Source organism: Enorma burkinafasonensis, from assembly GCF_902150035.1.
GTDB classification, from domain to species: Bacteria; Actinomycetota; Coriobacteriia; order Coriobacteriales; family Coriobacteriaceae; genus Enorma; species Enorma burkinafasonensis.
The window spans coordinates 1-25703 of the sequence record NZ_LR597520.1 but is presented as its reverse complement, the minus strand read 5'-3'; the positions used below and the strand labels follow the sequence as shown (position 1 = coordinate 25703).

At 68.4% G+C, this 25703-nt stretch carries 24 protein-coding genes and 1 tRNA gene; 16 read left to right on the top strand and 9 right to left on the bottom strand.

Annotated elements, in window-relative coordinates:
* Positions 1-204 precede the first annotated feature (204 nt).
* Both FS885_RS08680 and FS885_RS08675 read left to right on the top strand, forming a co-directional pair.
* Positions 205-280, top strand: a tRNA-Ala gene (locus FS885_RS08680).
* 508 nt (positions 281-788) lie between these two features.
* Positions 789-1676 carry a DegV family protein gene (locus FS885_RS08675; RefSeq protein ID WP_144744670.1) on the top strand — a complete coding sequence of 296 codons (888 nt, stop codon included), beginning with the start codon at positions 789-791 and terminating at the stop codon, positions 1674-1676.
* Here the strand turns inward: FS885_RS08675 and FS885_RS08670 are convergent.
* Positions 1673-2212: a nitroreductase family protein gene (locus FS885_RS08670; RefSeq protein WP_144744669.1), complete on the bottom strand. Its 540-nt coding sequence runs from the start codon at positions 2210-2212 to the stop codon at positions 1673-1675. The genes FS885_RS08675 and FS885_RS08670 overlap by 4 nt on opposite strands.
* A gap of 130 nt (positions 2213-2342) precedes the next feature.
* On the opposite strand from FS885_RS08670, the gene FS885_RS09970 reads away from it, so the two are divergent.
* Positions 2343-2501 carry a hypothetical protein gene (locus tag FS885_RS09970; protein ID WP_186365840.1) on the top strand — a complete coding sequence of 53 codons (159 nt, stop codon included), beginning with the start codon at positions 2343-2345 and terminating at the stop codon, positions 2499-2501.
* Here FS885_RS09970 and FS885_RS08665 read toward each other — a convergent pair whose 3' ends face one another.
* The 5 genes from FS885_RS08665 to FS885_RS10215 all read right to left on the bottom strand — a co-directional run bounded on the left by FS885_RS08665 (position 2502) and on the right by FS885_RS10215 (position 7874).
* Complete coding sequence (locus FS885_RS08665; RefSeq protein ID WP_144744668.1) at positions 2502-3512, bottom strand: RsmB/NOP family class I SAM-dependent RNA methyltransferase; 1011 nt, start codon at positions 3510-3512, stop codon at positions 2502-2504. It abuts the gene before it with no gap.
* A 43-nt stretch (positions 3513-3555) separates the two neighbouring features.
* Complete coding sequence (locus FS885_RS08660) at positions 3556-4302, bottom strand: energy-coupling factor transporter transmembrane component T family protein (RefSeq protein WP_144744667.1); 747 nt, start codon at positions 4300-4302, stop codon at positions 3556-3558.
* A complete protein-coding gene (locus FS885_RS08655; RefSeq protein WP_144744666.1) occupies positions 4295-6100 on the bottom strand; it encodes an ABC transporter ATP-binding protein in 1806 nt (601 codons plus the stop codon). The genes FS885_RS08660 and FS885_RS08655 overlap by 8 nt, the downstream gene beginning before the upstream one ends.
* 78 nt (positions 6101-6178) lie before the next feature.
* Positions 6179-6748 (bottom strand): hypothetical protein, encoded by a 570-nt coding sequence (locus tag FS885_RS08650; RefSeq protein WP_144744665.1) that lies wholly within the window; start codon positions 6746-6748, stop codon positions 6179-6181.
* Positions 6749-7727: 979 nt separating this feature from the next.
* Entirely contained in the window at positions 7728-7874 is a 147-nt protein-coding gene (locus tag FS885_RS10215; RefSeq protein WP_425458931.1) for a helix-turn-helix domain-containing protein, read from the bottom strand.
* A gap of 115 nt (positions 7875-7989) precedes the next feature.
* On the opposite strand from FS885_RS10215, the gene FS885_RS08640 reads away from it, so the two are divergent.
* On the top strand, positions 7990-8919 hold the full coding sequence (locus FS885_RS08640) for a zinc ribbon domain-containing protein (RefSeq protein ID WP_186365839.1): 930 nt from the start codon (positions 7990-7992) through the stop codon (positions 8917-8919).
* 86 nt (positions 8920-9005) lie between these two features.
* Here the strand turns inward: FS885_RS08640 and FS885_RS08635 are convergent, their stop codons facing one another.
* Positions 9006-9926, bottom strand: coding sequence for a diacylglycerol/lipid kinase family protein (locus FS885_RS08635; RefSeq protein ID WP_144744662.1), 921 nt, complete (start codon positions 9924-9926; stop codon positions 9006-9008).
* Positions 9927-10024: 98 nt separating this feature from the next.
* Here FS885_RS08635 and rnd point away from each other — a divergent pair, with 98 nt between their 5' ends.
* The 11 genes from rnd to FS885_RS08580 all read left to right on the top strand — a co-directional run bounded on the left by rnd (position 10025) and on the right by FS885_RS08580 (position 21987).
* On the top strand, positions 10025-11158 hold the full coding sequence (rnd, locus tag FS885_RS08630; RefSeq protein WP_144744661.1) for a ribonuclease D: 1134 nt from the start codon (positions 10025-10027) through the stop codon (positions 11156-11158).
* A gap of 79 nt (positions 11159-11237) precedes the next feature.
* Positions 11238-12707, top strand: coding sequence for an exodeoxyribonuclease VII large subunit (gene xseA, locus FS885_RS08625; protein WP_425458930.1), 1470 nt, complete (start codon positions 11238-11240; stop codon positions 12705-12707).
* Positions 12708-12826: 119 nt separating this feature from the next.
* A complete protein-coding gene (gene xseB, locus FS885_RS08620) occupies positions 12827-13093 on the top strand; it encodes an exodeoxyribonuclease VII small subunit (RefSeq protein WP_144744660.1) in 267 nt (88 codons plus the stop codon).
* Between the two features lie 131 nt (positions 13094-13224).
* Entirely contained in the window at positions 13225-13560 is a 336-nt protein-coding gene (locus FS885_RS08615) for a histidine triad nucleotide-binding protein (RefSeq protein ID WP_144744659.1), read from the top strand.
* A 110-nt stretch (positions 13561-13670) separates the two neighbouring features.
* On the top strand, positions 13671-14837 hold the full coding sequence (locus tag FS885_RS08610; protein ID WP_144744658.1) for an acetate/propionate family kinase: 1167 nt from the start codon (positions 13671-13673) through the stop codon (positions 14835-14837).
* A gap of 92 nt (positions 14838-14929) precedes the next feature.
* On the top strand, positions 14930-15874 hold the full coding sequence (locus FS885_RS08605) for a radical SAM protein (protein ID WP_144744657.1): 945 nt from the start codon (positions 14930-14932) through the stop codon (positions 15872-15874).
* A gap of 588 nt (positions 15875-16462) precedes the next feature.
* Positions 16463-16846 (top strand): hypothetical protein, encoded by a 384-nt coding sequence (locus tag FS885_RS08600; protein WP_144744656.1) that lies wholly within the window; start codon positions 16463-16465, stop codon positions 16844-16846.
* 81 nt (positions 16847-16927) lie between these two features.
* A complete protein-coding gene (locus FS885_RS08595) occupies positions 16928-18442 on the top strand; it encodes a nicotinate phosphoribosyltransferase (protein ID WP_144744655.1) in 1515 nt (504 codons plus the stop codon).
* A gap of 30 nt (positions 18443-18472) precedes the next feature.
* A complete protein-coding gene (gene proB / locus FS885_RS08590) occupies positions 18473-19597 on the top strand; it encodes a glutamate 5-kinase (protein ID WP_186365838.1) in 1125 nt (374 codons plus the stop codon).
* 57 nt (positions 19598-19654) lie between these two features.
* A complete protein-coding gene (locus FS885_RS08585) occupies positions 19655-20941 on the top strand; it encodes a glutamate-5-semialdehyde dehydrogenase (protein WP_144744654.1) in 1287 nt (428 codons plus the stop codon).
* Positions 20942-21036: 95 nt separating this feature from the next.
* Positions 21037-21987, top strand: a complete 951-nt coding sequence (locus FS885_RS08580; RefSeq protein WP_144744653.1) for a carbohydrate kinase family protein — start codon at positions 21037-21039, stop codon at positions 21985-21987.
* On the opposite strand, the gene FS885_RS08575 is transcribed toward FS885_RS08580, so the two are convergent.
* Positions 21984-22589 carry an HD domain-containing protein gene (locus FS885_RS08575; protein ID WP_144744652.1) on the bottom strand — a complete coding sequence of 202 codons (606 nt, stop codon included), beginning with the start codon at positions 22587-22589 and terminating at the stop codon, positions 21984-21986. The genes FS885_RS08580 and FS885_RS08575 overlap by 4 nt on opposite strands.
* A 108-nt stretch (positions 22590-22697) precedes the next feature.
* Positions 22698-23201 (bottom strand): CarD family transcriptional regulator, encoded by a 504-nt coding sequence (locus tag FS885_RS08570; RefSeq protein WP_144744651.1) that lies wholly within the window; start codon positions 23199-23201, stop codon positions 22698-22700.
* A gap of 172 nt (positions 23202-23373) precedes the next feature.
* On the opposite strand from FS885_RS08570, the gene argS reads away from it, so the two are divergent.
* Complete coding sequence (argS, locus tag FS885_RS08565) at positions 23374-25218, top strand: arginine--tRNA ligase (RefSeq protein ID WP_144744650.1); 1845 nt, start codon at positions 23374-23376, stop codon at positions 25216-25218.
* Positions 25219-25703: the final 485 nt, after the last annotated feature.

The following is a 25703-nucleotide window of genomic DNA, read 5'->3' as shown; positions in this document are numbered from 1 at the left end:
TCCGGACATGCCGTCCTCCGATCTCCCGGGGCCGGCCGATCCGGCCCTCAGGGTATCGGGTTCCCACATTCATCCGCACATGTGCGGATGAATGTGGGAGGTGTTCGGATAAAGTTGATAATCAAGGGTTTTCCGCTTTTGGCGACCCTTTGGTGATTTAGGCGTTGACAGCCCGCGAGAGCTTGCTAGAATGTATCTCTGCTTGGGGACGTAGCTCAGCTGGGAGAGCGCTGCCGTCGCATGGCAGAGGCCGAGGGTTCGATTCCCTTCGTCTCCACCACAAGCAACTTGGCGAACCCGCAGGTCCGTACCTGCGGGTTCTTTTTTTCTGCCGATAAGGCCCCTTCGTCCCGGCGTGCCCGTACCGCATCGCAGAGCCGGATTGGGCCTTGGAGGGACGCGAATTCCCCTGTGGTTGCACGTTCGTTGCGGTATTCGGTGTGAGTTTTCCGCCTTGCCGGTGAAACCCGTCAGGCGCATTTCTAAAAGCGCAGGTAATGGCGTTGCGGTTGAGAAGGCAAACCCTCTGATTCCAAACTTCACACCGAATACCGCAACGAGTTTCGCTCGCCGCGGCGATTCCGCATCGAATGGTCGGTCGGGGGCAAGGTCTGCGGCCCGCTGTCGTGGCGGCGCGCTTCCCGCTTGCGCAACGCGGGTAAACTGTTCTGACAAAATGGTCAAACTGTCAAAATCCGTGCGCGATAGACCCTGTGCGGTGTGATAATACCCCCGTACCGTTCCGACGCGATGCCCCCGCATCCGTCCCCGTAAAAGATGGGAGCCCCATGAGCGCATACGTACTCACGTGCGAATCGACCGCCGACCGCCCCCGCTCGTTTTTCGACGACCGCGACATCAAGGTCGTCTATTTCCACTACGAGCTCGACGGCGTGATGCACGAGGACGATCTCTACCAGTCCATTTCGCCCGAGCGCTTCTTCGCCGATATCAAGGCGGGCGCGATGCCCAAGACGTCGCAGGTGAGCGTCGGCGAGTACACCGAGTTCTGGGAGCCCGAGCTCAAGGCGGGCAGGGACATCCTCCACGTGACCCTCTCCTCGGGCATCTCGGGCTCGTACGGCTCGGCGACCATCGCCGCCCGCGACCTCGCCGAGCGCTATCCCGACCGCACCATCCGCGTCATCGACTCGCTCGCCGCGTCCGCCGGGTACGGCCTGCTCATGGAGTACCTGGCCGACCTGCGCGACGAGGGCAAGTCGCTCGAGGAGGTCGCCGCGTGGGCTGGGGAGCACAAGCTCAACGTCCACCACTGGTTCTTCTCGACCGACCTCACGAGCTTCAAGCGCGGCGGCCGCATCTCCGCCACGAGCGCGCTTCTGGGCACCGCCCTCAAGATCTGCCCGCTCATGAACGTCGACTACCAGGGCAAGCTCATCCCGCGCGAGAAGATCCGCACCAAGAAGAAGGCCATGGCCGAGATGGTCAAGACCATGATGGCCCACGTCGACGGCGGGTCGTCCTACACCGGGAAGTGCTGCTTCTCGCAGTCGGCGTGCCGCGAGGACGCCGAGGCGGTCGCCGAGCTCATCGTGCAGGAGATCCCGCAGCTCGCCGGCAAGATCACCATCAACGACATCGGCACGGTGATCGGCTCGCACACGGGCCCCGGCACGGTCGCGCTCTTCTTCATGGGCGACAAGCGCGTCGACTAGCGCTCCCGGTCGCCCGCCTCGCCGAAGCGCTCGTAGCAGACCATCTCGTCGAGGGGGATCGACGCCTCGTGCATCGGGCTCGGGGCGCTCTCGTCGCTCGGGTAGCCGATCGGCATGACCGAGACGATCCTGTGCGTGCGCGGGATGTCGAACTGGCGGCGCAGCTCGGGCGGGTCGATGAGCCCCACCCAGCAGCTGTGGATGCCGAGTTCCTGCGCTTGGAGCATCATGTGGGTCGCCGCGATCGAGGTGTCGACGATGCCGAAGTCCATGACGTCGGGGCTGCGCGAGGCGAGGGTCATGTCGTAGGTGAGGACGAGCACCGTCGGCGCGCCGAAGCGGCATTTGGTGCAGCGGTCCATCTTGGCGAGGCCGCCCGCGCTCTCGACGACGAGGATGCGCTGCGGCTGGAGGTTGCGCGCGGTGGGCGCGACGCGCGCCGCCTCGAGGATGGCCGCGAGCTTCTCGCGCTCGATGGGGCGCGCGGAGAACCTGCGCTCGGAGTAGCGTTCGGTCGCGAGGTCGAGAAATGCCATGATGCCCCCTGTTCTTTTCGTTACCCGTCTCGGGCGTCCGCCCGTTCTGGTAAGCTTGCTAGACTACAGTGTACTTCTCCGGGGCCGGGCGCGCGGCGCTCGCGGGCCCCGTTTCCTAGGCGGTGGAGCTATGGGTTTTTGGGACATCATCGAGCCGGTCGGCATGATTGTGGGCGTGATCGTCGCGGTCGCGGCGGTCTACTTCATCGTCACCGCCATCAAGGGCAAGGTCCAGGAGCGCCGCGAGCGCGCAGGCGGCCCGGGTGGCGGCAGCCATATGAGGCGCTAGCTAACGAAGCGCCCCCTTCTTGCGAATCAAGGCCAGGTAGAACCCCTCGAAGAGCTGCGTCGGGCAGACCGTGACGGTACCCGGTAGCGTCGCGGGCAGGGCGGGTATCGTGCCGTCACGCACGGCCCCGATCACGCGCTCGGCGCTCTCGGCGAAGGCGAAGCGCTCGCGGTCGCCTTCCGCTTCCGCCTCGGGGGCGGGGGAGAGGGGCACGAGCTCGCAGTCGCGATGGCGCGCGAGGGCCGCGGCCACCTGGTCGCCGTTCTCGGCGGGAAGTATCGAGCAGGTCGAGTAGACGAGGGTCCCGCCCGGTTTGAGCACCGTGAGCGCGCGGTCGAGCAGCGCCCGCTGGGAGCGGGTCACCTTGGCGAGCAGGGCGTCCGTCATGCGCCCGTGCGCGCGCCCGTCGCCTGCGCGGAAGGTTCCCGTGCCTGTGCACGGCGCGTCGATGAGGATGCGGTCGAACGAGAAGAACTCGTCCAGGCGCCGCGCGTCGCAGCGCATGACGTTGACGTTGCGCACGCCGAGCTTCTCCAGGTTGTAGGCGAGCTTCTCCGCGCGCGGGGCATGGAGCTCGCAGGCGGTGAGGTGCGCGCGGTCGCCGGTGAGGGCGGCGAGCTCGGAGGTCTTGCCGCCGGGCGCGGCGCACATGTCGAGCACGTCCTCGCCTGCCGCGGGGGCGAGCAGGAGCGGCGGGAGCATCGAGGAGAGACTCTGCAGGTAGATGTCACCGGCGGCATAGATGCCGAGGTCCCAGACCGCCCGCTCGCGCACCGTGGCGTCCAGCACGAAGGCGTCCGGGTACCAGGGGACGCGCGTGAAGCCGATGCCCTGTGCCCCGAGCGCCTCGGCGACGGCGTCGGCGCCGGTCGCGAGCGCGTTCGCGCGCAGGGTGACCGGCCGGCCGGCGGCCTCTGCGAACCCCGCGCGCACGCGGCGCGTCCCGTCGGCGCCGAGGGCCTCGAGATACCGGTCGATCAGAGGGGGATAGGTCGGGTTCTCCTGCGTCATCGTCGTTCCTTTCGAAGGGGTGCGCGGCCCGCTCGCGGGCCGTCTAGAACACGACGCCGAGCACGATGAGCGCCACGCCGAGCGCCATCACCGCGAGGTCGGCGGCGGCGAGCGGGTAGCGCTTGAAGGCAGACGAGCGCGTGCGCAGGTAGAAACCGCGCTGCTCGGCCGCGAGCGCCGTCGCGTCGGTCTTGCTCACGCTCGAGATGAGCAGGGGCACGCAGAGCGGCAGCATGAGCTTGAGCTTCTTCACGGGGTGCGGTGTGTCGTACTCCACGCCGCGTGCCGTCTGCGCCTCCATGATCGCGTTCATCTCCTGGCTGAAGACCGGCACGAAGCGCAGGGCCGTCGTGAACGTGAAGGCGTACTTGTACGGGATGTGCAGCACCTCGACGCAGGCGTTCGCGAGGTCGTTGAGCTTGGTCACCGAGAGCATGAGCACGAGGGGCAGCGCGATGCCGAGGAGCCTGAGCGCCATCTTGGACGCGCTCACGAGTCCCTCGTCGGTGATGAAGCCGAGCACCGGCGCGCCCGTGCGCACCAGCAGCGATTGCAGCACGAACATGATCGCCGCGAGGGGTACGAGCAGCTTGAGCAGCGACACGAGGCGCGGAACCGTGCGCGTGTAGGCGGCGAGCGCGAAGGTGAGCGCGAGCAGACCTATGAGCAGCGGGTAGGTGTTCGCCAGGAAGGTCGTGGCGATGATCGCCGCGGCTATGGCGAGCTTGGTGACCGGGTTCAGCCGGTGCAGCAGCGTGGTGCCCGGCACGTAGTCGATGACGTTAACCACGGCAGATCAACTCCTTGGTGAGCGCGACGACATCCGAGACCTCGTGCACGCCCTCGAACGCCGGCGATATCCTGCGGGCGAGCTCGTGCGAGAGCTCGATGACCTGCGGGGGCTCCATCGATGCCCGGGCCATCAGGTCCTCGCGCGAGAACAGCTCGTGCGTGCCGCCCCGGGCGAGGATCTCGCCGTCGGCCATGACCACGAGGCGCTCGGCGAAATCGGAGACGACCTCCATGTCGTGGCAGACCATGATGACGGCGGAACCGCCCTCGGCCATCTCGCGCACGGTCTCCATCACGGTCATGCACTCGCGGTAATCGAGGCCGCTCGTGGGCTCGTCCAGGATGATGACATCGGGCTCGAGCACCACCACCGAGGCCAGCGCGACCATCTGGCGCTGCCCGCGCGAGAGGGAGAACGGCGCCTTGTCGACGCTCAGGCCGAAGCGCTCCGCGGCGGCGCGGGCCCGGCGCTGCGCCTCGTCGGTGGGGACGCCGGCGAGCTCGAGCCCGAAGGCGACCTCCTCGAGAACGGTGTTCTTGCAGATCTGGCGATCGGGGTTCTGGAAGAGCGTCGCGGCATGGCGCGCGATCTGGCTGGTGCGGACCTCGCGCGTGTCGAGGCCGGCTACGCGCACGCTGCCCACCGAGGGCTTGAGCAGCCCGGTGATGAGCTTGGTGAGGGTCGTCTTGCCGGCTCCGTTCTGGCCGACCACGCCCACGAGCTCGCCGGGATAGACGCGCATGGCGAGGTCGCGTACCGAGGCCCCGCCGGAGGGGTAGGAGAACATCGCGCCGTCGAGCGCCACCACGGGCTCGGCGCCCGCCGCCTTGGGGCGGGACGGCCGGTGCGGGGACGCGGAGCGCCCGCGCGTGTTCGGGTCGTTGTCCTCGGGCTTCTGCCAATCGGCGCTCGCGTCGCACCGCTCGTCGGCGCTCTCGTAGATCCGTTCGATGAGCTCCGCCGCCTGGGCGACGTTCAGGCAGGGCTCGCCGGGCTCGATGATGCCGTCGCGCGCGAGGCTGTTGGAGATGCGCGCGACGCGCGGGCTGTCGACGCCGATGCGCTTGAGCTCCGCGCCATGGGCGAAGACCTCGTGCGGGGTGCCCATGAGCGCGATGCGGCCATGGTCCATGACGGCGATGCGCCGGCAGTACTCAGAGAGGAGCGCGACCTTCTGCTCGACCACGATCACCGTCACGCCCAGGTCGCGGTTGATGGCGCGCAGGGTGTCGAAGACCACGGTCGAGCTCGCCGGGTCGAGGGCCGCCGTGGGCTCGTCCAGCACGAGCACGCGCGGCCGGAGCGCGAGGATGGCGGCGATGGCGACCTTCTGCTTCTGCCCGCCGGAAAGCGTCGCGATCTCGCGGTCGCGCAGGTCGGTGATGCCGACGGTCTCCATCGTGAGGCGCAGGCGCTCCTCGATGGCCTCATGGGGCACGCCGAAGTTCTCGAGGCCGAACAGCAGCTCGTCCTCCACGACCGAGGCGACCATCTGCGTGTCGATGTCCTGGAGCACGCTGCCCACGATCCGCGAGATATCAGTGAGGGTCACGGTGCAGGTGTCCTGCCCGTCGACGAGGGCCGTCCCGAAGAAGGCGCCTCCGAAATGATGCGGGATCGCCCCCGAGAGGACGGCGGCGAGGGTGGACTTTCCGGCTCCCGAGGGGCCGATGATGCCGAGGAACTCGCCCTCCTCGACGGAGAGGGTGATATGGTCGAGCGCCCGCGGGGCGTCCGCGCTCCCATAGGAGAACGAGACGTCATCGAGCGCTATGATCGCGGAGTCTGATGCCATGGCCTATCCTGTCGTGTTCAAGCATGGTGCCGCGCGGCTGCGCGGCACCATGGTAGCGGTCTTGGGGCCGGCGTGCCACTAGTCGGCGAGCTTCAGCGCCGCCTTGATGGGCAGGTAGAGGGCGCTCACCAGCACGGCGTTGAACACGGCGGTCGCGAGCACGACGGGGAGCATGGCGACGACGAGCTGCTCGGCGCCGCCCACCATGGCGATCTTGATGAGCATGAAGATGATGCCCGAGACGGCCGTGGTCACGAACGTGCCGATGAGCGGGACGACCTTCTTGGCGCCGCCGCGCATGCCCGCCTGCACGATGAGGGCCATGAGCATCGCCGCGATGCCCTCGGCGGCGAAGTCGATGAACGGGGAGGTCGTGGTGATCTGGATCACCGCGGCGCTGATGAGGCCGATGATGAGCGCCTGGCCCACGTTGGGACGGATGGCCAGGATGGTGAGGCAGAACGCCGAGATGATGAACTCGGGCGCGATGGCGCCGCCCGTGGCGGCGGAGATGGCGCGGCCGACGGTGAAGTTCAGGATGAAGCCGGCGGCGAGCAGGATGGCGAGCAGGACGAGGCCGCGGATGTCGAGCGTTCCGCGATCGATGGTGGAGACGGTGCGGGGCTGGGTGGTGGTGTTCTCGGACATGATGGATGCCTTTCTTCGCGTGCGCCGTTGTATGGCGCGTTCGGTGGTTCAGTCGCGGGCTGCTGGGACGGGAGGCGCGTGATGCGCGTCGGTGCGGTCTGGGCAAAGAAAAAGGCCCCCGGTCAGACCGGAGGCCGTATCATGCGCAAACCTAAGGGTAGGCGTGAGTGGCTACCGTCGACCGACCGTATTCGCATCACGCCACCACCAGTTGTTGAGGGAAGTGCTGGACACGTACATCATCCTGGTGGCTCCTTTCGGTCGATCGAGGGGCGGGCCATGCCGCCTGCCGTTGTGCTTGAGGGCACTATAGCATAGCGAAGTGCCCCGTGCGCTCCGCGCCGCGAAGATTGCCGTTATGTTTCGGCGGGGCTGACGTGGGGTCCGCGCCGGCCCGTTCGGGCATCCCGGGTTCTGAAGGTTATCCGACGGCAGCAACTCGTACAAAAGATCAGCGAATGGTCGCCTGCGCCCATCCGAGTGGAAAATGAATAAACTTCAGCGCGTGGAATCTCAAGTGCGTTTATCAGGTATGCCTCTGAACTGCTGTTTTATTTCGAGGTCATGCTTTGATTGCAATTCGGATGGATTTTGAATCCGACATTTTGTTCATTTTCTCGTTGAATGGTCTCGGCGCGTTCACCGATGGGCCTATGTGGACCGTGCGGTTCGGAAGTGCTTGCTGATGATGTCTCAGATGAGATAGCTGATCGACATCGCATGCTTCGAATAGCAGGTGACATAACTATTAATAGAGGGGGGTGCATTTGATATAAGTAAAGATTTGGCTATGATATTTCGTCGATGGTGCTCTCAGGTTCTTCGCGCATCGAAGATCCCCTATAAAGATAAATCGAGGCCCGGTGACTTGAATCAGAGGTCATTCCCGGGCCCATCAACATGCTTATTACCCACCTCCGCGCATAATAACAAGAGGTCTGCCGGGTTGCCGCCGCACCGTCAACCATCGGGCCCGCCTCTATGGCTCGGGCGGCAGATCGCCGGGCTTGACGCCGAGCGCGTCGGCTACCTTGCGTATGGTGAGGGGCGAGGGGGCGCGCCTTGCATGTGCGAGTGGGCTGATGCGTAAGTGCGACGGTCCCATCTTGCGGGCGAGTTCGCGCAGCGTCCCTCGCAGCTCGTTCTCTTGGCTCCATCACCAGGCCGTTCATCGCAATGCGACCGTCCCCCTCTACACCCCTGTGCTACCATCGAGCCATAGACGTCGAAAGGAGCGCGCGATGTTCTGCCCCACCTGCGGAAAGCCCATCCCTGACGATGTTTCGTTCTGTCCCCAGTGCGGTGCCGCCGTGCGACGGGCCGAGTCGGCGCCGAACCAGGCGGCGGACGGGCCGAACGCGCCGGGCGCACCGAGTGCCACGCCCGACGCTGCGGCATCCCATCAGGCCGTCCCCACGCCGGGCGTCCCGGTCCCGCCGCCCCGCCGCGGGATCCCCAAGGCGGCGGTGATCGGTATCGCCGCGGTCGCGCTCGTCGCCATCGTGGCCGCGGTCGCCGCGTTCGCGCTGCCCGGGCTCTTCGGCCCACGCGACTTCGTGGGCACGATATCTGTCTCCGCTCCCGGCGAGCGGGGCGCCATAGAGTGCACGGTGAACGATGACGGCACGGCGGAGATCCTGCTCAGCGACGTCTACAGCGGCATGTCCTACGGCTCGATGACCGACATGTCCATCGTCGGCTCGCTCGAGCGGGTCGGCGACCGGTCGGGGACGGGCGAGTACACCTTCTCGGCTGAAACCGTCGAGGCCGGGGGCGTGACCGTCGATCTGTCCTCGCTCTCCTCGATGTACGCGGGCCTGCTCGATGCCGAGCAGGCCGACCAGCTCGAGCGCATGCTCGATAGCCTTGAGGTCACGGTGCTCATCCCCGAAGGGGCCGCAACGGGCGAGCTCGCGGGGACATGGGGCGTCGACTTCACCGATTGCATGCGGTCGATCGCGCGTGTGTCCGGGCAGAGCCTGCCGGAGTCATCCTACGAGGCGACGGTCACGGTCGATGGCGATGGGACCTATCAGATCGATGCGACCTGGGTCGACGCGGAGGACGCGTCGGGCCACACCGCCAGCGGTACGTGGCAGGATGACGGTGCCGGTTCGTATTCGGTTGATGTCCAGGGCCAGGAGCTCCTGATCGAGATCGAGGCAGCCTAGCGGGAACCGCGCCCCGCGGGGCGCGGAGCGGCGAGGATCCGGGCGCAAGCGACCCGGGGTTCACGGGTGCGCGACAGCGGCCCCGCTCAGTCGGCCGTGAGGTTCGAGAAGTCGTCGATGATGAGCTTCAGGCACTTGGGCTGCACGCGCGCGCCGAAGATCCCGGTGTTGTTGGGGATGACCTCGCCGTCGAACTGCATGCCGAGCGACGGCGTGCAGGTGATCTTGGCCTCCTTGGCCTGGAAGGTCTTGATCTGCGGGCGGCCGAGCCCCTTGCCGGCGGGGTCGATGATCGCCGCGGTGACGGTGGGGAGCAGGCCCACGAGCGTGGTGGGCTCGATGACCGCGATGTCGATCATGCCGTCGTCCATGCGGCAGTCGGGGAAGAGGTTGATCTCGTTTTGGATCTGGGCGGTGTTGCCCACCATGCAGCTGATGCCGTCGAGCTCGTCGACCTGCCCGTCGTGCTCGATGGTGAAGTGCGAGACCTGCGGCTTGGGCGTGGCGAGTGCCGAGAGCACGTAGGCGATCTCGCCGATCTCGTTCTTCTGCGGGGCGGCCTTCTGCATGATGGTCGCATCGAAGCCCGAGCCCGCGATGTTGATGAAGCCGTGGCGGCGGGTGGCGCCCGTCTCGTCGATCCAGAAGAGCTCGCCCATGTCGACCGTCGCGGTGCGCCCCGCGCGGCAGGTCGCCGCGAGCGCCGCGGCGTCCGGCGCGTTGCCGATGTTCGAGAAGTAGAGGTTCGCCGTGCCCGAGGGGAACACCAGGATGGGCACGTCGCAGTCGCGCAGGCGGTCGAGCACGTTCGCCACCGTGCCGTCGCCGCCGCTCACCACCACGCGGTCGAACGCCTTGACGTCGACGACCGCGTCCTCGGGCTCCATGCCCGCGCCGATGCAGCGCATCACGATCTCGTCCCCGCTCGCGGCGAGCGCATGCACGAACGTGAAGATCTCATCTGAATGCGGGCCCGAGGCGAGGTTGTGGATGATGAGGCAGCGCATGTCTTGGTTTCCGTTCTAGCCGAAGGCGAGTATAGTTACGTAGACATTCCGTTATCCTACCCCGGGCGGTCCGGGTTCCATCGAGACAACGGGGGAGTATGTATATTTCCACAGATGCCGAACTTGCGGAATTCTGCACGCGGGTAGCGGCCTTCGATGCGATCGCCGTCGATACCGAATTCCTGCGGGAACGCACGTACCACCCTCGGCTCTGCCTCGTCCAGGTGGCGACCCCCGACGAGTGCGCGGTCATCGACCCGCTCGCGGTGAAGGACGCCTCACCGCTCGCGGCGCTCATGTGCGATCCCGGGACGGTCAAGGTCTTCCACGCCTGCTCGCAGGACATGGAGGTCCTGCTCCAGGCGCTCGGCACCCTGCCCGCGCCCATCTTCGACACGCAGGTGGCCGCCACCTTTCTGGGCGAGCGCCTGCAGGTGTCCTACAACGGGCTGGTCCAGACGTTCTGCGGCGTGAATCTCCCCAAAAGCGAGTCGCTCACCGACTGGTCGCGCCGCCCGCTCACCCCGCAGCAGATCGAGTACGCCCTCGACGACGTGCGCTACCTCATCCGCGCCTACGCCGTGATGCGCGAGCGGCTCGAGGGGCTCGGCAGGCTCTCCTGGGTGATCGACGAGCTCAAGCCGCTCGGTGAGCGCTCGCATTACGAGGTCGACAAGCGCGAGGTCTACAAGCGCGTGAAGCGCGTGACCTCCTGCACGCGGCGCCAGCTCGCCATCGCGCGCGAGCTCGCGGCATGGCGCGAGGGCCGCGCGGAGCGGCACAACATCCCGCGCAAGTGGGTCATGTCCGACGAGGTCCTGCTCGCCCTCACCAAGCGCGCCCCGCGCGACGTGAGCGACTTCCGGAGCATCCGCGGCACCGAGCAGCTGTCCGAGAACGACGTCGCCGCGGCGCTCGTGGCCATCGGGCGCGGCGTCCGCTGCCCGGCAGACAAGCTGCCGCCGGCGAACCATCCGCGCAAGGCGCCCTCGAGCGACATGGAGAGCGTGACCGACCTCATGTACGCGCTCGTGCGCCTCGTCGCCGAGTCGTCCGGTGTGGCGACGGCCATGATCGCCTCGCGCGACGACCTGGCCGACTACATCGAGCACCCGGAGCGCAGCCGCCTGCGCGAGGGCTGGCGCTTCGAGCTTATGGGAAGCCGCCTGGACGACCTGCTCTCGGGCAACATGGGCCTCACCGTGAAGGACGGCCGCGTGGAGGTGCTCTAGGGGAGCGCGGGGCACCCCGTCTGTGTCCGGGCGGTTTGCTAGACTCGTGGCAGATGGGATCTCGAGGAAAGACGGGCTTATGAGCGCATGGAACCTGACCGGCACGACACGCGACGCGGCAGCCGCGCGCACCCGCGCGACGGGCGGCACCCAAGACGAGCTGCCCTGGGAGCGCGCGATGCGGGAATCGGCCGATGACGCCGAGCGCGACGGCGACGGGGCGCTCTCGGTCTCGCAGGCGGTCGCCCTCGCCGCGGGAGCGCTCGATGCGCTGCCCACGCTCACGGTGCTGGGCGAGGTGACGGGCTTCCGCGGCCCCAACGCGCGCAGCGGCCACTGCTACTTCCAGATCAAGGACGACTCGTGCGCCGTTGACTGCATCATCTGGCGCGGGGTCTACGGCAAGCGCGCCTTCGACCTGCGCGACGGCATGCAGCTGCAGCTCACGGGCAACTTCAACCTCTACAAGGCGACGGGCCGCATGAGCTTTGTGGCCAAGTCGTTCTCGCTCGCGGGCGAGGGGCTGCTCCGCCAGCAGGTGGCGGCCCTTGCCGAGAAGCTCCGCCGCGAGGGGCTGATGGACGCCGCGCGCAAGCGGCCGATCCCGGCGTTCTGCACGCGCGTCGCGGTCGTCACCTCGCTCTCGGGCGCCGTGATCGACGACGTGAAGCGCACGCTCCGCCGCCGCAACCCGCTCGTGGAGCTCATCTGCGTGGGCTCCAAGGTCCAGGGCGACGGCGCGCCCGATGAGCTCATCGAGGCGCTCACCCGCGCGGCCGCCATCGAGCCGGCGCCCGACTGCATCCTGCTCGTGCGCGGCGGCGGCTCCTTCGAGGACCTCATGACCTTCAACGACGAGCGCCTGGCGCGCGCCGTGGCAGCCTGCCCCGTGCCGGTGGTGACCGGCATCGGGCACGAGCCCGACAACTCGATCTGCGACATGGTGGGCGACCGGCGCTGCTCGACCCCGACGGCCGCCGCCGAGTCCGTGGCGCCCGCGATCGGCGACCTCGCCGACCTGCTCGCCGCGCGCGAGCAGCGGCTCGCGGCGTCGACCTCGCAGGCCGTGCGCGGTGCGGGCGCCCGCCTGGATGCCTGGGCGCAGCGCATGGCCTCGACGATGTCCGCGCGCCTGGGGCGCCTTTCGCTCGAGCTCGAGGCCGCCGCGGCGCGCCCCTGCCTGTCGAGCCCCCGCGCCATCATCGAGGGCCGGCGCATGGAGCTCGCCCAGACCGCGGAGCGCCTGGCAGCGAGCACCGCTTCGCTCGATGCGCGCCGTCATGCGATCGACCTCGCACGCGAGCGCCTGGCGCACGGCGGGGCGGCCATCACGGCCTCCCGCGGCGCCGCCCTCGCCGCGCAGGCCGTCGCCCTCGACGCGCTCTCGCCGCTCAAGGTGCTCTCGCGCGGCTACGCCATCGCCTATGGCCCGGCGGGTGTGGCCACGAGCACGGCGGATGTCACCCCCGGGGACGAGATCCGCGTGCGCCTGGCGGACGGCGACGTGCTCGGGACGGTGAGCAGGGTGCTGCCGGGCGCGGACGCATGACGCCGCGGCGCGCCTGAGCACGGGCGTTGAGGGCGCCGCGCCGCAGCCGCCCCGTGGCGGCCGCGAGCGGCAAGGATGTAGGTAAACCGGCGAAGAGCCGATAGTGGAAAGGTAGCGACATGGCAGAGCACAAAGCGGTAGAGGAGCTCACGTACAAGGAGGCTTCGCAGGAGCTCGAGCGCATCATCCGCGCGCTGGAGTCGGGCGAGATGGAGCTCGAGGAGTCGCTCGAGAGCTACACGCGCGGCGTGGAGCTGCTCAAGAGCCTGCGGGCGCGCCTCGCCGACGCGGAGCAGAAGGTGAGCGTGCTCATCAAGGACGCGGACGGCAGCGATGTCCTCGAGCCCGCCGAGGCGGCCGATACGGCAGACGACCTCAAGTTCTAGGCCCACCCACCCGTCGCGGGCGCACCCGTGGCGCAGGTCCTATCAGGCCCGGGGCGGCTTTCGCCTCTGGTAAGCTAATCGAGGAAGCGTTTCGAGCGGGGCCGGCGCGGCTCCGCGGAAAGGGGCATGCCATGTCCGACTGCATCTTCTGCAAGATCGCGAGCCACGAGATCCCCTCGACCGTCGTCTACGAGGACGATACGGTCATCGCCTTCGACGACCTCTCGCCGCAGGCTCCCGTGCACACGCTCGTCATCCCCAAGGAGCACTACGAGAACATCATCGACGGGGTGCCGGCCGACGTGCTCGCCGCCATGGTGCACGCGGTGGGGGAGGTCGCGAAGGCCAAGGGGCTCGATGACGGCTTCCGCGTGATCACCAACAAGGGCGCGAACGCCGGCCAGACCGTCATGCACTTCCACATGCACGTGCTCGGCGGCAAGGACCTCGGCGAAGGTCTCGTGTAACACGATGCGCCCCGCGGGCGCGCCCGCGCGGTCCCGCGCACCGATTCGCGGTATGATAACCATGTTGGTCAAATGGTTCGCGGCACAGCCGCCCAAGCAAAGGGAGTTCCATGAACGTTCTGGTCATCAACGCGGGAAGCTCGTCGCTTAAGTACCAGCTCCTCGATACCAAGACCCGCGAGGTCTTCGCCAAGGGCAACGCCGAGCGCATCGGAATCGAGGGCTCGTTCATCGGCCATGAGGAGTACGGCAAGAAGGACAAGCTCGAGGTCGAGCTGCCCGACCACCGCACGGCCATCAAGCACATCTTCGACATCCTCGAGGCCGTCGCCGAGAAGCCCGAGGGCATCGGCCACCGCGTGGTGCAGGGCGGTTGGTACTTCCCCGAGTCCGCGGTCGTGACCGACGAGACGCTCGGCTGGGTGCGCGAGGTCGCGCCGCTCGCGCCCCTGCACAACTACGCCGAGGCCGACGTCATCGAGATCTGCCGCGAGATGTTCCCCGAGCTCGGCAACGTCATCGTGCCCGACACGGCGTTCCACTACAACATGCCCGAGCAGGCGTGGCGCTACGCCATCCCGCGCGACGTCGTCGACAAGTACCACGTGCGCAAGTACGGCGCCCACGGCACGAGCCACCGCTACATCTGGCGCACGGTCAACGAGTTCATGGGCGGCAAGACCCACAAGCTCGTGAGCTGCCACCTCGGCTCCGGCGCGAGCCTCTGCGCCATCGAGGACGGCAAGTGCAAGGACACCACCATGGGCCTCACCCCGCTCGACGGCCTCATCATGGGCACGCGCTGCGGCACCGTCGACCCGGCCACGGTGTTCTATCTCAACCGCGTTGCGGGCATGAGCATCGATGACATCGACACCATGATGAACAAGAAGTCCGGTCTGCTCGCCGTCTCCGGCGTGTCGAGCGACTCGCGCGACATCGAGGAGGGCATGAACAACGGCGACGCCAACTGCAAGATGGCGATGGAGATGTTCTACTACCGCACCTCGCAGCTGTTCGCCGAGATGGCCGCCTCCATGGAGGGCGTCGACACCATGGCCTACACCGCCGGTATCGGCGAGAATTCCGTGACCATACGCGCCGGCGTGGCCAAGCGCCTCGAGTGGATGGGCGTGAAGATCGACCCCGAGCTCAACAAGATCCGCTCCGACGACCCGCGCGTCATCTCCACGCCGGACTCCGCGATCACCGTCCTCGTGGTACCCACCAACGAGGAGCTCATGATCGCCCTCGACGTCGAGGAGCTGCTCGGCTAGATGGGATTCGGCGCGCGTCGCCGGCTCCGCAGATGAGCCCCGGGCCCCGCGGCACCCGCCGCGGGGCCTTCTCCTATCGAAAGGATGGGTCGATGACCGCTCGCTTGCTTTCTGAAGAGACGCTCGCCGCGTGCGCGCTCTGCCCGCGGGCCTGCGGGGCCGCGCGCGCCGCGGGTGCACGGGGCGCATGCGGGGCGAGCGACCGCTTGCGTCTCGCCCGCGCTGCGCTGCACTTCTGGGAGGAGCCGCCCATCTCGGGCGAGGCGGGGTCGGGCACGGTGTTCTTCAGCGGCTGCCCGCTCGCCTGCGTCTACTGCCAGAACCACGAGATCTCGACGGGCAACTTCGGCATCGACGTGGCGCCCGAGCGCCTGGTGGAGATCATGCTCGAGCTCGAGGACCAGGGCGCGCTGAACATCAACCTGGTCACGGCGACGCACTACGCCCATCTGCTGCCGCAGGCCATCGGCACGGCGCGCGCAAGGGGGCTTACCGTCCCCATCGTGTACAACACAAGCGGCTACGAGCTCGCGCGCGCGGTGCGCGAGCTGGGCGACCTGGTCGACGTGTGGCTCACGGACTTCAAGTACGCCGATGCCGCGCTGGGGCGCAGCCTCTCGCATGTGCCCGACTACCCTGAGGTCGCGCTCGCGGCGCTGAAGGCGATGGCGGGGGAGGTTCGCCGCCGCGGCGGGGTGGCCTGCGACGAGACGGGCATCATGCGGCAGGGCATCATCGTGCGGCACCTCGTGCTTCCCGGCCATGCTGACGACTCCTGCCGGGTGCTCGACCTGGTGTGGGAGGCGGTCGGCGACGTGCCCATATCCGTCATGAACCAGTACACGCCTAACGCCGCCATGCGCGCTGCCGGCGGCGAGCTCGCGCGTGCCGTCACGGAAGAGGAGTACGAGCGCGTGCTCGATCACGCCGACGACCTCGGGTTCACACAGATGTTCTGGCAGGAGGGCGGCGCAGTGGACGAGAGCTTCACGCCGCCGTTCGACACGACGGGCGTCGTCGAGCGCGCAGACGCGTAGCGCATCGCCGTCAACTGCCGGAATGGCGGTCTCGCACGAGCGGGTTCGCGCGCGCGAACCCGTGCGCGCGCCGTTTTGCGCGGGGCGGTGCAAACTTTTTCAAGTAGTCGGTGGCTTTGCGGACGCGGCGCCAGAAGACCAATGTCCCGCAGGCAAATTACCTGCAATTTTTTAATTAAACAGCTTGCGATACACGGACGTATACGAGAAAGGTACCGACTACTTGAAAAAGTGCCGCGGCGGTGCGCTGCGAAAGATCGCGATAGTGAGAACTAACTCGCGTCGACACCGGTGGCTGTAACGGTTGCGAGATAGCTACCTGCGCATTCTGTCCCAGTTGACCGTTGCCTTCAGGGCTGTTCGCCCGTTAGTTCTCACAATCGTGTAGTTTTGTCCACTCGAAGGCCGCGCGGCGCTGCTCGATGGCCTGGCGCTGCGGTCTGCCGTCGGACCCGGATGGGGTGCGGCAGGCATCTGCGGGGTCCGTTGAACTTTCGACCTCATGCAGGTCGCGGTCGGTGGTACGGGTATACTGTTGCGCAGGTTATCGCGCTCGGCACCGGGCGCCCGAGGGGGAGGTCCCAACCTATGGCAGATGTGGAGACGAGTCCGCTTACCGATGAGGAGCGCGCCGAGCTCGAGGCGCTGAGGGCGGAGAAGGCCCGCCGCGAGCGCGCCGAGCTCGAGGCGCTCAGGGCCGAGAGCGCAGCTGCCGCGGACCCCCGCGAGGCAGCGACGCCGGACGCCCCCGAGCCGTCGCCCGCGCCGAGTGCCGCGAGCGCGGCCCCGGCCCGTCCTGAGGAGCCCGTCGTCGCGGCGGATCCCGCGCAACGCACGTTCGGCCAGCGCATGGTGCTCTCCGACAGCGAGGACGAGGACGGCGTCCCCGCGATGCCGCCGGCGCAGAAGATCATCATCGCGCTCGCGCTCGCCGCGGCGCTCTGCTTCGTCATCTATATGGTTACGAGGTGATGCGGGCGCCGCAGGATCGACGCTCCAACCTCGTATGATGCGGGCGGATGCCCATCCGCCCCAGGAAAGGGGATGTTCCCCATGGCCCTGACCGATACCACCCACCCGACCGACATCGCGCTGCTCACCGACCTCTACGAGCTCACGATGGCCCAGGGGCTCTGGGAGAGCGGCAAGCTCGACGAGGAGGACTGCTTCACCGCGTTCTACCGCGACCACCCCTTCGGGAGCGCCTATGCCGTGATGTGCGGCACCGCCGATCTGCCCGAGCTCGTCGAGAACCTGCGCTTCACGCCCGAGGACATCGCCTACCTCGCCTCGCTCGAGGCCCCTGCGGGCGGCGCCCTGTTCAAGCCGGGCTTCCTCGAGTACCTGCGCGACTTCCGCGCCCGCGTCGACATCGACGCCGTGCCCGAGGGTGAGCTCGTCTTCCCGCGCGAGCCCATGGTGCGCGTCAAGGGCCCGTCGCTCGCCTGCCAGCTGCTCGAGACGGCCCTGCTCAATACGATCGGCTTCCAGACGCTCGTCGCCACCAAGACCGCCCGCGTGGTCCAGGCCGCCAAGGGCCGTCCCGTCGCGGAGTTCGGCCTGCGTCGCGCCCAGGGTCCCGACGGCGGCATGGCCGTCGCCCGCGCGAGCTATGTCGCCGGCTGCGCCTCGACCTCGAACGTGCTCGCCGGCCGCCGCTACGGCATCCCGGTCTTCGGCACGCACGCGCACAGCTGGGTGATGAGCTTCGACTCCGAGCTCGAGGCCTTCCGCGCGTTCGCGCGCACCTCGCCCAAGAACTGCACCCTGCTCATCGACACCTACGACGTGCGCGAGGGCGTGGAGAACGCCGTCACCGTCGCTCGCGAGATGGAGCAGGCGGGCGAGCGCCTCGCGGCGATCCGCATCGACTCCGGTGACCTCGCGAAGCTCTCCACCTACGTGCGCAACCGCCTCGACGAGGCGGGTGTGGGCTACGTTAAGATCTCGGTGTCGAACGACCTCGACGAGTACACCATCCAGTCGCTGCTCGACCAGGGCGCCCCGATCGACTCGTTCGGCGTGGGGACCAAGCTCGCCACGTGCTACGACCAGCCGGCGCTCGGCTGCGTCTACAAGCTCTGCGCGCACCGCGCGCGCGGCGCCGAGAGCTGGACGCCCGTCATGAAGCTCTCCGAGCAGCCCTACAAGCGCACGATCCCCGGCATCCAGCAGGTGCGCCGCTACGTCGACGAGGCGGGCAGCCCCGTCTGCGACATGATCTTGGACGAGGCGTACCTCGAGGGTGCGGGCGCCGAGCGCGGGAGCGTGCTCGTCGCCGTGAACGACGCCGCCCTCGTGACGAGCGTGGCGGGGATGGCCTACCGCGACGTGCTCGTGCCCGTCGTCCGCGACGGCGCGGCCGCATCCGAGCGCGAGCCGCTCGAGACCGCCCGCGCGCGCTGCCGCTCGGCGCTCGATGCGCTCGACCCCGCCTACAAGCGCTTCCTCTACCCGCAGTCGTACGTGGTGGGCATGGAGCGCGGGCTGGCGCGCGTGCGCGACGAGCTCGTGCGCGAGCGCATGGCCAACACCTCGACGCTGCCCTGGAAGACCCCCAAGCGCTAGGCGCGCCCCGCGCTTCCGGAAAGGACCCTGATGACCGAACGCATGAGAACGATGGTCGTGAAGATCGGCTCGTCCACCGTGGTCGAGGCTGGCCGCGGCGCGAACACCGCGTTCATCGCGAGCCTCGCCGCCCAGGCGGCGCGCCTGCGCGAGCTCGGCTGGAACCTCGTCGTGGTGAGCTCGGGCGCCATCGCGTGCGGCGCGCCGGTGGTCGGCTTCGAGCGCAGGCCCAAGGACATGCCGAGCCTGCAGGCCTGCGCGTCGGTGGGGCAGTGCGTGCTCTCCGCCGCCTACGACGAGGCGTTCAAGGCCGAGGGCATCCTGACCTCGCTCGTCCTGCTCACCCGGCACGACACCGCGCGCCGCACGTCCTACCTGCACGCGCGCGACACGCTCATGCGGCTCGTGGAGCTCGGCGTGGTGCCCGTGGTGAACGAGAACGACACGGTCACCGTCGACGAGATCCGCTTCGGCGACAACGACACGCTCGCCGCGCTCGTCTCGTGCCTGGTGTCGGCGGACCTGTGCGTCACGCTCTCGGATATCGACGGCCTCTACACGGCGAACCCCGCGCTCGACCCCACGGCGCGCTTCATCCCGCGCGTCGAGCGCATCGACGCCAAGATCATCGAGTCGGCGGGCGATTCATCCACGTCGGTGGGGACGGGCGGCATGATCACGAAGATCCGCGCGAGCCGCATCCTCATGACGGCGGGCATCCCGAGCGTCATCTGCAGCGGCAGCGACGCCGCGGTCATCTCCCGCCTCGCGGCGGGCGAGGAGGTGGGCACGCGCTTCGAGCCGCCGACGGCGCGCTGCGAGATCGCCCCGCGCAAGCTCTGGATCGCGCTCGGCGACGCGGCGCACGGGCGCGTCACCGTCGACGCCGGCGCGGCGCGGGCCCTCGTCGAGCGCGGCTCGTCGCTGCTCCCGGTGGGCATCACCGCCGTGGAGGGATCCTTCGAGGCGGGCGCGGTGCTCGATGTCTGTGATGCGGACGGCTTCGTGCTGGCGCGCGGCATCTCCGAGGCCGGCTCCGACGAGCTCTCGCTCGCCGCGGGGCGCCGCCAGGACGAGATCGCCGGGAACCACCTGCTCGCCCAGCTCGCGGGCAAGCCGGCCATCCACCGCGACAACATGATCGTGTTCGCATAGCCACGTCCGCGCCGCCCCCCGCCGCGGGCGGGCCGCGCAACCGAGAGGGGAGACCCCATGATCGAGAACATCAACGCCTACGTCGAGGAACTCGCCCGCGCGGCGAAGGCGGCGAGCGCGCCGCTCGGCCGTGCGACCGACTCCGAGCGCGCGGGCGCCGTGCGCGCCATGGCGGCTGCCCTGCGCGCTGCCGCGCCGGAGGTCCTCGCGGCGAACGCCGAGGACATGGACGCCGCCCGCGCCGCCGGCACGAACGAGGGCCTGCTCGACCGGCTGCTGCTCACGCAAGAGCGCATCGAGGGCATGGCCGCGGGCCTCGAGGCGCTCGCCGACCTGCCCGACCCGGTCGGCCGCGTGCTCGAGCACCGCACCATCAGCGAGGGGCTCGACCTCACGCGCGTGAGCGTCCCGCTGGGGCTCGTCGCCATGGTCTACGAGGCGCGCCCCAACGTGACCTCCGATGCCGCGGGCATCTGCATCCGCACCGGCAACGCCTGCATCCTGCGCGGCGGCTCGATCGCCCAGCGCTCCTGCGTGGCGATCGCCTACGCGCTCGCCGACGCGGTGGAGTCCTGCGGCTTCCCGCGCGAGGCGGTCTCCATCATCGAGACGACCGACCGCGCGGCGACCGGCGCCCTCATGGGCCTGCGCGGCATCGTCGACGTGCTCATCCCGCGCGGCGGCGCCGGCCTCATCGCGCGCTGCGTGCGCGAGGCCCAGGTGCCCGTCATCGAGACCGGTACTGGAAACTGCCATATCTACGTGCACGCCTCCGCCGACCTCGCCAAGGCCGTCCCGATCGTGGTGAACGCCAAGACCCAGCGCGTGGGCGTGTGCAACGCGGCCGAGTCCCTGCTCGTGGACGATGCGGTGGCGGAGCGCTTCCTCGAGGAGATGCTCCCTGTGCTCAAGGGCTGCGGCGTGCTGGTGCACGGCGACGAGCGCACCTGCCAGGCGGCGCGCACGCTCGGGCTCGCCGAGGGCGCGGACTTCGTGCCCGCCACCGAGGAGGATTGGGGCCGCGAGTACCTGGCGCTCGAGATCTCGATCAAGGTGGTCGCGGGGCTCGATGAGGCCATCGCGCACATCAACCGCTACGGTACGCACCATTCCGAGGCCATCGTCGCCGAGGACCCTGCCGCCTGCGAGCGGTTCCTCGCCGAGGTGGACGCCGCCGCCGTCTACGCGAACGCAAGCACGCGGTTCACCGACGGCGGGGAGTTCGGCCTGGGTGCCGAGATCGGCATCTCGACGCAGAAGCTGCACGCGCGCGGGCCGTTCGCCGCGGAGGCACTCACCACCTACAAATACGTGGTCCGCGGCACGGGTCAGGTGCGGCCCTAAAGGACGGCGGGCCAGGCCGGCGCCTGCGCGCCGCGGGCGTCTAGACAGGTACGGGCATGCGATCGCATGGCGATGCGCGAGGGGAAGGAGCGCATATGTACGATGTGACGGCTCTGGGCGAGGTGCTCATCGACTTCACCGAGGCGGGTGCCTCTAAAGCCGGCCAGGCGCTTTTCGAGCGCAACCCGGGAGGGGCGCCGGCGAACGTGCTCGTGGCGCTCGAGCGCCTGGGCCATCCCACGGCGTTTCTGGGCAAGGTCGGCGACGACATGCACGGCGCGTTCCTGCGCGCCACGCTCGAGCGCGAGGGCATCGACTGCTCCGGTCTGATCAGCGATCCCGAGGCGTTCACGACGCTCGCCTTCGTCGCGCTCGGCGAGGGCGGGGAGCGTGCGTTCTCGTTCGCGCGCAAACCCGGTGCGGACACCCGTCTTGCGCCCGAGGAGCTCGCCCGCGACGTGATCGAGCGCTCGCGCGTCTTCCATGTGGGGTCGCTCTCGCTCACCGACGAGCCGGCGCGCACGGCAACGCATGAGGCGCTCGCGTGCGCCCGCGCGGCGGGATGCGTGCTCTCCTACGACCCCAACTACCGTGCCAATCTGTGGCCCTCGGTCGAGGTGGCGGTGACCCAGATGCGCTCGATCGTGCCCCAGGTGGACCTCATGAAGCTCTCCGACGAGGAGTGCGCGCTCATCGCCGGCACCCCCGATCCCGAGGAGGCGGCCGCGCGCATCCTCGCCATGGGGCCTAAGGTCGTGGCGGTCACGCTCGGCGCCGCGGGCGCCTACGTGCGCTGCGCCGAGGGCGGCGTCACGGTCGCGGGCTTCCCGTCAGAGGTCACGGACACCACCGGGGCCGGCGACTCGTTCTGGGGAGGCTTCCTCGCCGCGTTCTGCGAGAGCGGGCGCGTGCCCGATGAGGTCACCCTCGAGGACGCGGCGGCGTTCGCGCGCTTCGGCAACGCGGTCGCGGCGCTCTGTGTGCGCGGTCGCGGGGGCATCCCCTCGATGCCGGCGCGCGCAGCGGTCGAGGCGCTTTTGCGCTAGGCGTCCTTGCCGAAGGTGTCGCGGTCGGGGGCGAAGCTCTGCATGGCCTCGATGGTGCGCGCGAAGAGCTCGTCGAGCTCCCAGCCGAGCTTCTCGGCCCCGGAGCGGATGACGTCGCGCGAGACGCCGGCGGCGAAGCGCTTGTCCTTGAACTTCTTCTTGAGCGACTTCACGTTGAAGTCCATGACGCTCTTGCTGGGGCGCATGACCACGGCCGCGCCGATGAGCCCGGTGAGCTCCTCGGTCGCGAAGAGGATCTTCTCCATCTGGTGCTCGGGCGCGGGCAGCGAGGTGTTCCAGTCGCTCGTGTGGCTCTGGATGGCGCGGATGAGCTCGGGCGTGCCGCCCGCCGCCTCGATGTCCTTCGCGGCGTAGACGGTGTGGTTGTCCGGGTCGTCCGCGTGCTCCTCCCAGTCGAGGTCGTGCAGGAGCCCCACGATCCCCCAGAACTCCTCGTTCTCGGGGTCGAACTCGCGGGCGAAGTAGCGCATGGTCTGCTCGACGGTCTCGCCATGCTCGATGTGGAACGGGTCCTTGTTGTGCTCGTTGAGCAGCGCGAACGCCTCGTCGCGCGTGAGGCCTGCAGACAGTTTCTCGCCCATGGGTCTTCCTTTCGACGTGTGGGTTTTCCGCCTCGATTATACGCGCGGCGCGGCGGCACCGGGTCCCGGAGCAGCATCCCGCAGCGACGGAGCCCGGTGTCCCGCGCTCTAGTTCAGGCTCGCCTCGAACGCGGAGAGCGCCGTCTCGAGCCGCTCCTCGATGGCCTCCTCGCTCACGCCGATGGCCACGGCGAGCTCCTCGACGGAGCGGCGGTGCGCCTCCTTGAGGACGCGGGCGTAGTAGGAGCTGGGCTTCTTGGCGCGGCGCTCGGCGTCGCGGATGCGCAGGCGCATGGTCTTGGCGACCTGCACGGTCGCCGGCGCGCCCTCCTTGATGAGCTGCTTGAAGTGGGACTCCTCGAGCGAGCTGTTGCGCTCGGTGAAGGTGTCGCACTCGATATCCGCGTAGTTCTCGATGAGGCGCTCGGCCTCCTCGCGCGAGACCGTGGCGTGCAGGCGGTCTGACTGCGCGAGCGGGTACATCATGCGGGTCCTGGCGTGGCCCTGCTTGCATTCCAGGATGATCATGGGCTGCGGCGCGTCCTCGTCGATGCCGGTCACGGTGCAGACGCCCTGCCCGGGGTGGATTACGTGCTCTCCGATACTGAACATGCTTCCTCCGTCTCTTAGGCTAGTCAACATTTCAAGAATACCACGGTAACGTGGGCTTTTGCCAAAAATCCCTGCAAAAGATGCACATTTGCGCTGCGACGTGCTAAAGTGGTCCCACATGTGCCCGCGTGGAAGGGAGCGCGGGCCGGTGGCAACCTGAAGGAGGAACCCCATGCCCGAGAAGATCGAGGAGCTGGTCCGCGCCGCTCTCGTCGAGGCCCAGCAGGCTGGTGATCTGCCCGCGTTTGAGCTTGAAGATTGTGGCATCGAGCGACCGGCTGACACGACTCACGGCGAGTGGACCTCTACCATGGCCCTGAAGTCGGCCAAGCTCGCCCACCAGGCCCCGCGCGCCATCGCCGACGCGATCGCGAAGCACCTGCCCCAAAGCGACGTCATCGACCACGTCGAGATCGCCGGCCCCGGCTTCATCAACTTCTACCTCTCCGTCGCCGCGAAGAACGCCGTGTTCGCCGAGGCGCGCGAGCAGGGGATGGACTTCGCCCGCTCCAACGTGGGCGGCGGCCTCAAGACCCAGATCGAGTTCGTGTCCGCCAACCCCGTCGGCCCCATGCACGTGGGCCACGGCCGCTGGGCGGCGCTCGGCGACTCCATGGCGCGCGTCATGGAGCATGCCGGCTACGATATCGAGCGCGAGTTCTGGATCAACGACTACGGCAACCAGATGAACACGTTCGGCAACTCGATCTCCAAGCGCTACATGCAGCTCGCCGACATCATGGAGAAGCAGGGCGTGGACATCGACGCCGCGCGCGACTTCCTGGCTCAGGACCGCGACAACTTCGTGCAGGACGAGCTCGACGAGCGCCCGGACAGCCATCCCTACATGGATGAGTTCACGGCCGACCTCGGCAAGGACTCCTACGGCGGCACCTACATCATCGACGAGGCCGCGGCCTTCTGGAAGAGCGACGGCGACAAGTGGGTCGAGGCCGACCCGCAGGAGCGCATGCTCTCCTTCCGCGAGCGCGGCTACCAGAAGATGCTCAAGGACATGAAGGAGACCTGCCACGACGTGCGCTGCGACTTCGACGTGTGGATGAGCGAGCGCACCATGTACCAGAAGGACTGGAGCGGCACCTCGCCGGTGGAGCGCGCCTACAAGAAGCTCGACGACATGGGCTACCTCTACCGCACCGATGACGGCGCGCTGTGGTTCAAGTCGACCGAGTTCGGCGACGACAAGGACCGCGTCATCCAGAAGTCCAACGGCGACTACACCTACTTCTCGAGCGACATCGCCTACCACTGGAACAAGTTCCAGCGCGTCGACCGCGTCCTCGACATCTGGGGCGCCGACCACCACGGCTACATCGCCCGCGTGAAGGCCGTCTGCGACGCGCTCGGCTACCCCGGCCAGTTCGAGGTGCCGCTGGGCCAGTTCGTGAACCTGCTGCGCTCCGGTAAGCCGGTCCGCATGTCCAAGCGCAAGGGCACGATGATCACCTTCCGCGAGCTCATCGACGAGGTCGGCGCCGACGCCACCCGCTACACGCTCGTCTCCCGCTCCTCCAACCAGACGATCGACTTCGACATCGACGCCGTTAAGGAGAAGAGCCAGTCCAACCCCGTGTACTACGTGCAGTACGCGCACGCGCGCATCTGCTCCATCCTGCGCAAGGCCGCCGGCGTCACGCCCGAGCAGGCCGACCTCATGGGCATGGAGAACGTCGCCATCAAGGCCATCTACGGCGACGTTGACTACGCGCTGCTGACCGACCCCACCGAGCTCGCGCTCTCCCGCAAGCTCTCCGAGCTCAAGGACCTCATCGCCGGCTGCGCCCGCGACCGCGCGCCCTTCCGCATCACGCACTACGTCGAGGAGCTCGCCGCCGCATTCCACAGCTTCTACGCCGCCTGCCAGGTGCTGCCGAGCGAGGGCCGTCCCGTCGACCCCGAGCTTGTGCGCGCCCGCCTCGCCGCGTGCGACGCCGTGCGCTCGGTGATCGCGCTGTGCCTGTCGCTCATCGGCGTGTCCGCGCCCACCCAGATGTAGGAGCCTGGCTCGCTAGGTAGCCTTCCAGCTCACGCATGCTGATGCGATGACCCTCGGTCCCCCTTGGGACCGGGGGTCTTCTCGTGTGCCGAGGGGGCGGGGCCTGGGTATCGCGGCCCGGGGTCTCGCCGCCCGCGCGCGTCGCCCGCGGGTTGATTTCCGATCCCAACCGAACACATTGAGCTGACGGCACGCTCCCGCAGTTAACCGAACGCCCCCGAGGTCCTATCCGGGCCCCGGGGGCGGCATTTTCCCAGTTGAAGGAATGGTGGAGATGTGTTTCGATGGGTCCGGTGGCCATGCTCCGCCCGCCGCCCGGCACCTCTTCCCAGACTCAGCCGGACGGTCGGTCCGTCTATTCCGTTTTTCTCCTAGGCTAGGCCAGCGGGGCATCGCCCCTCTCTGCGCGCGCCCTCTCGATGAGCCCCGGCGTCAGGTCGAGATCGCCGAGCGGCACGTCCTCCACGCCGTAGGCGTCCAGCAGC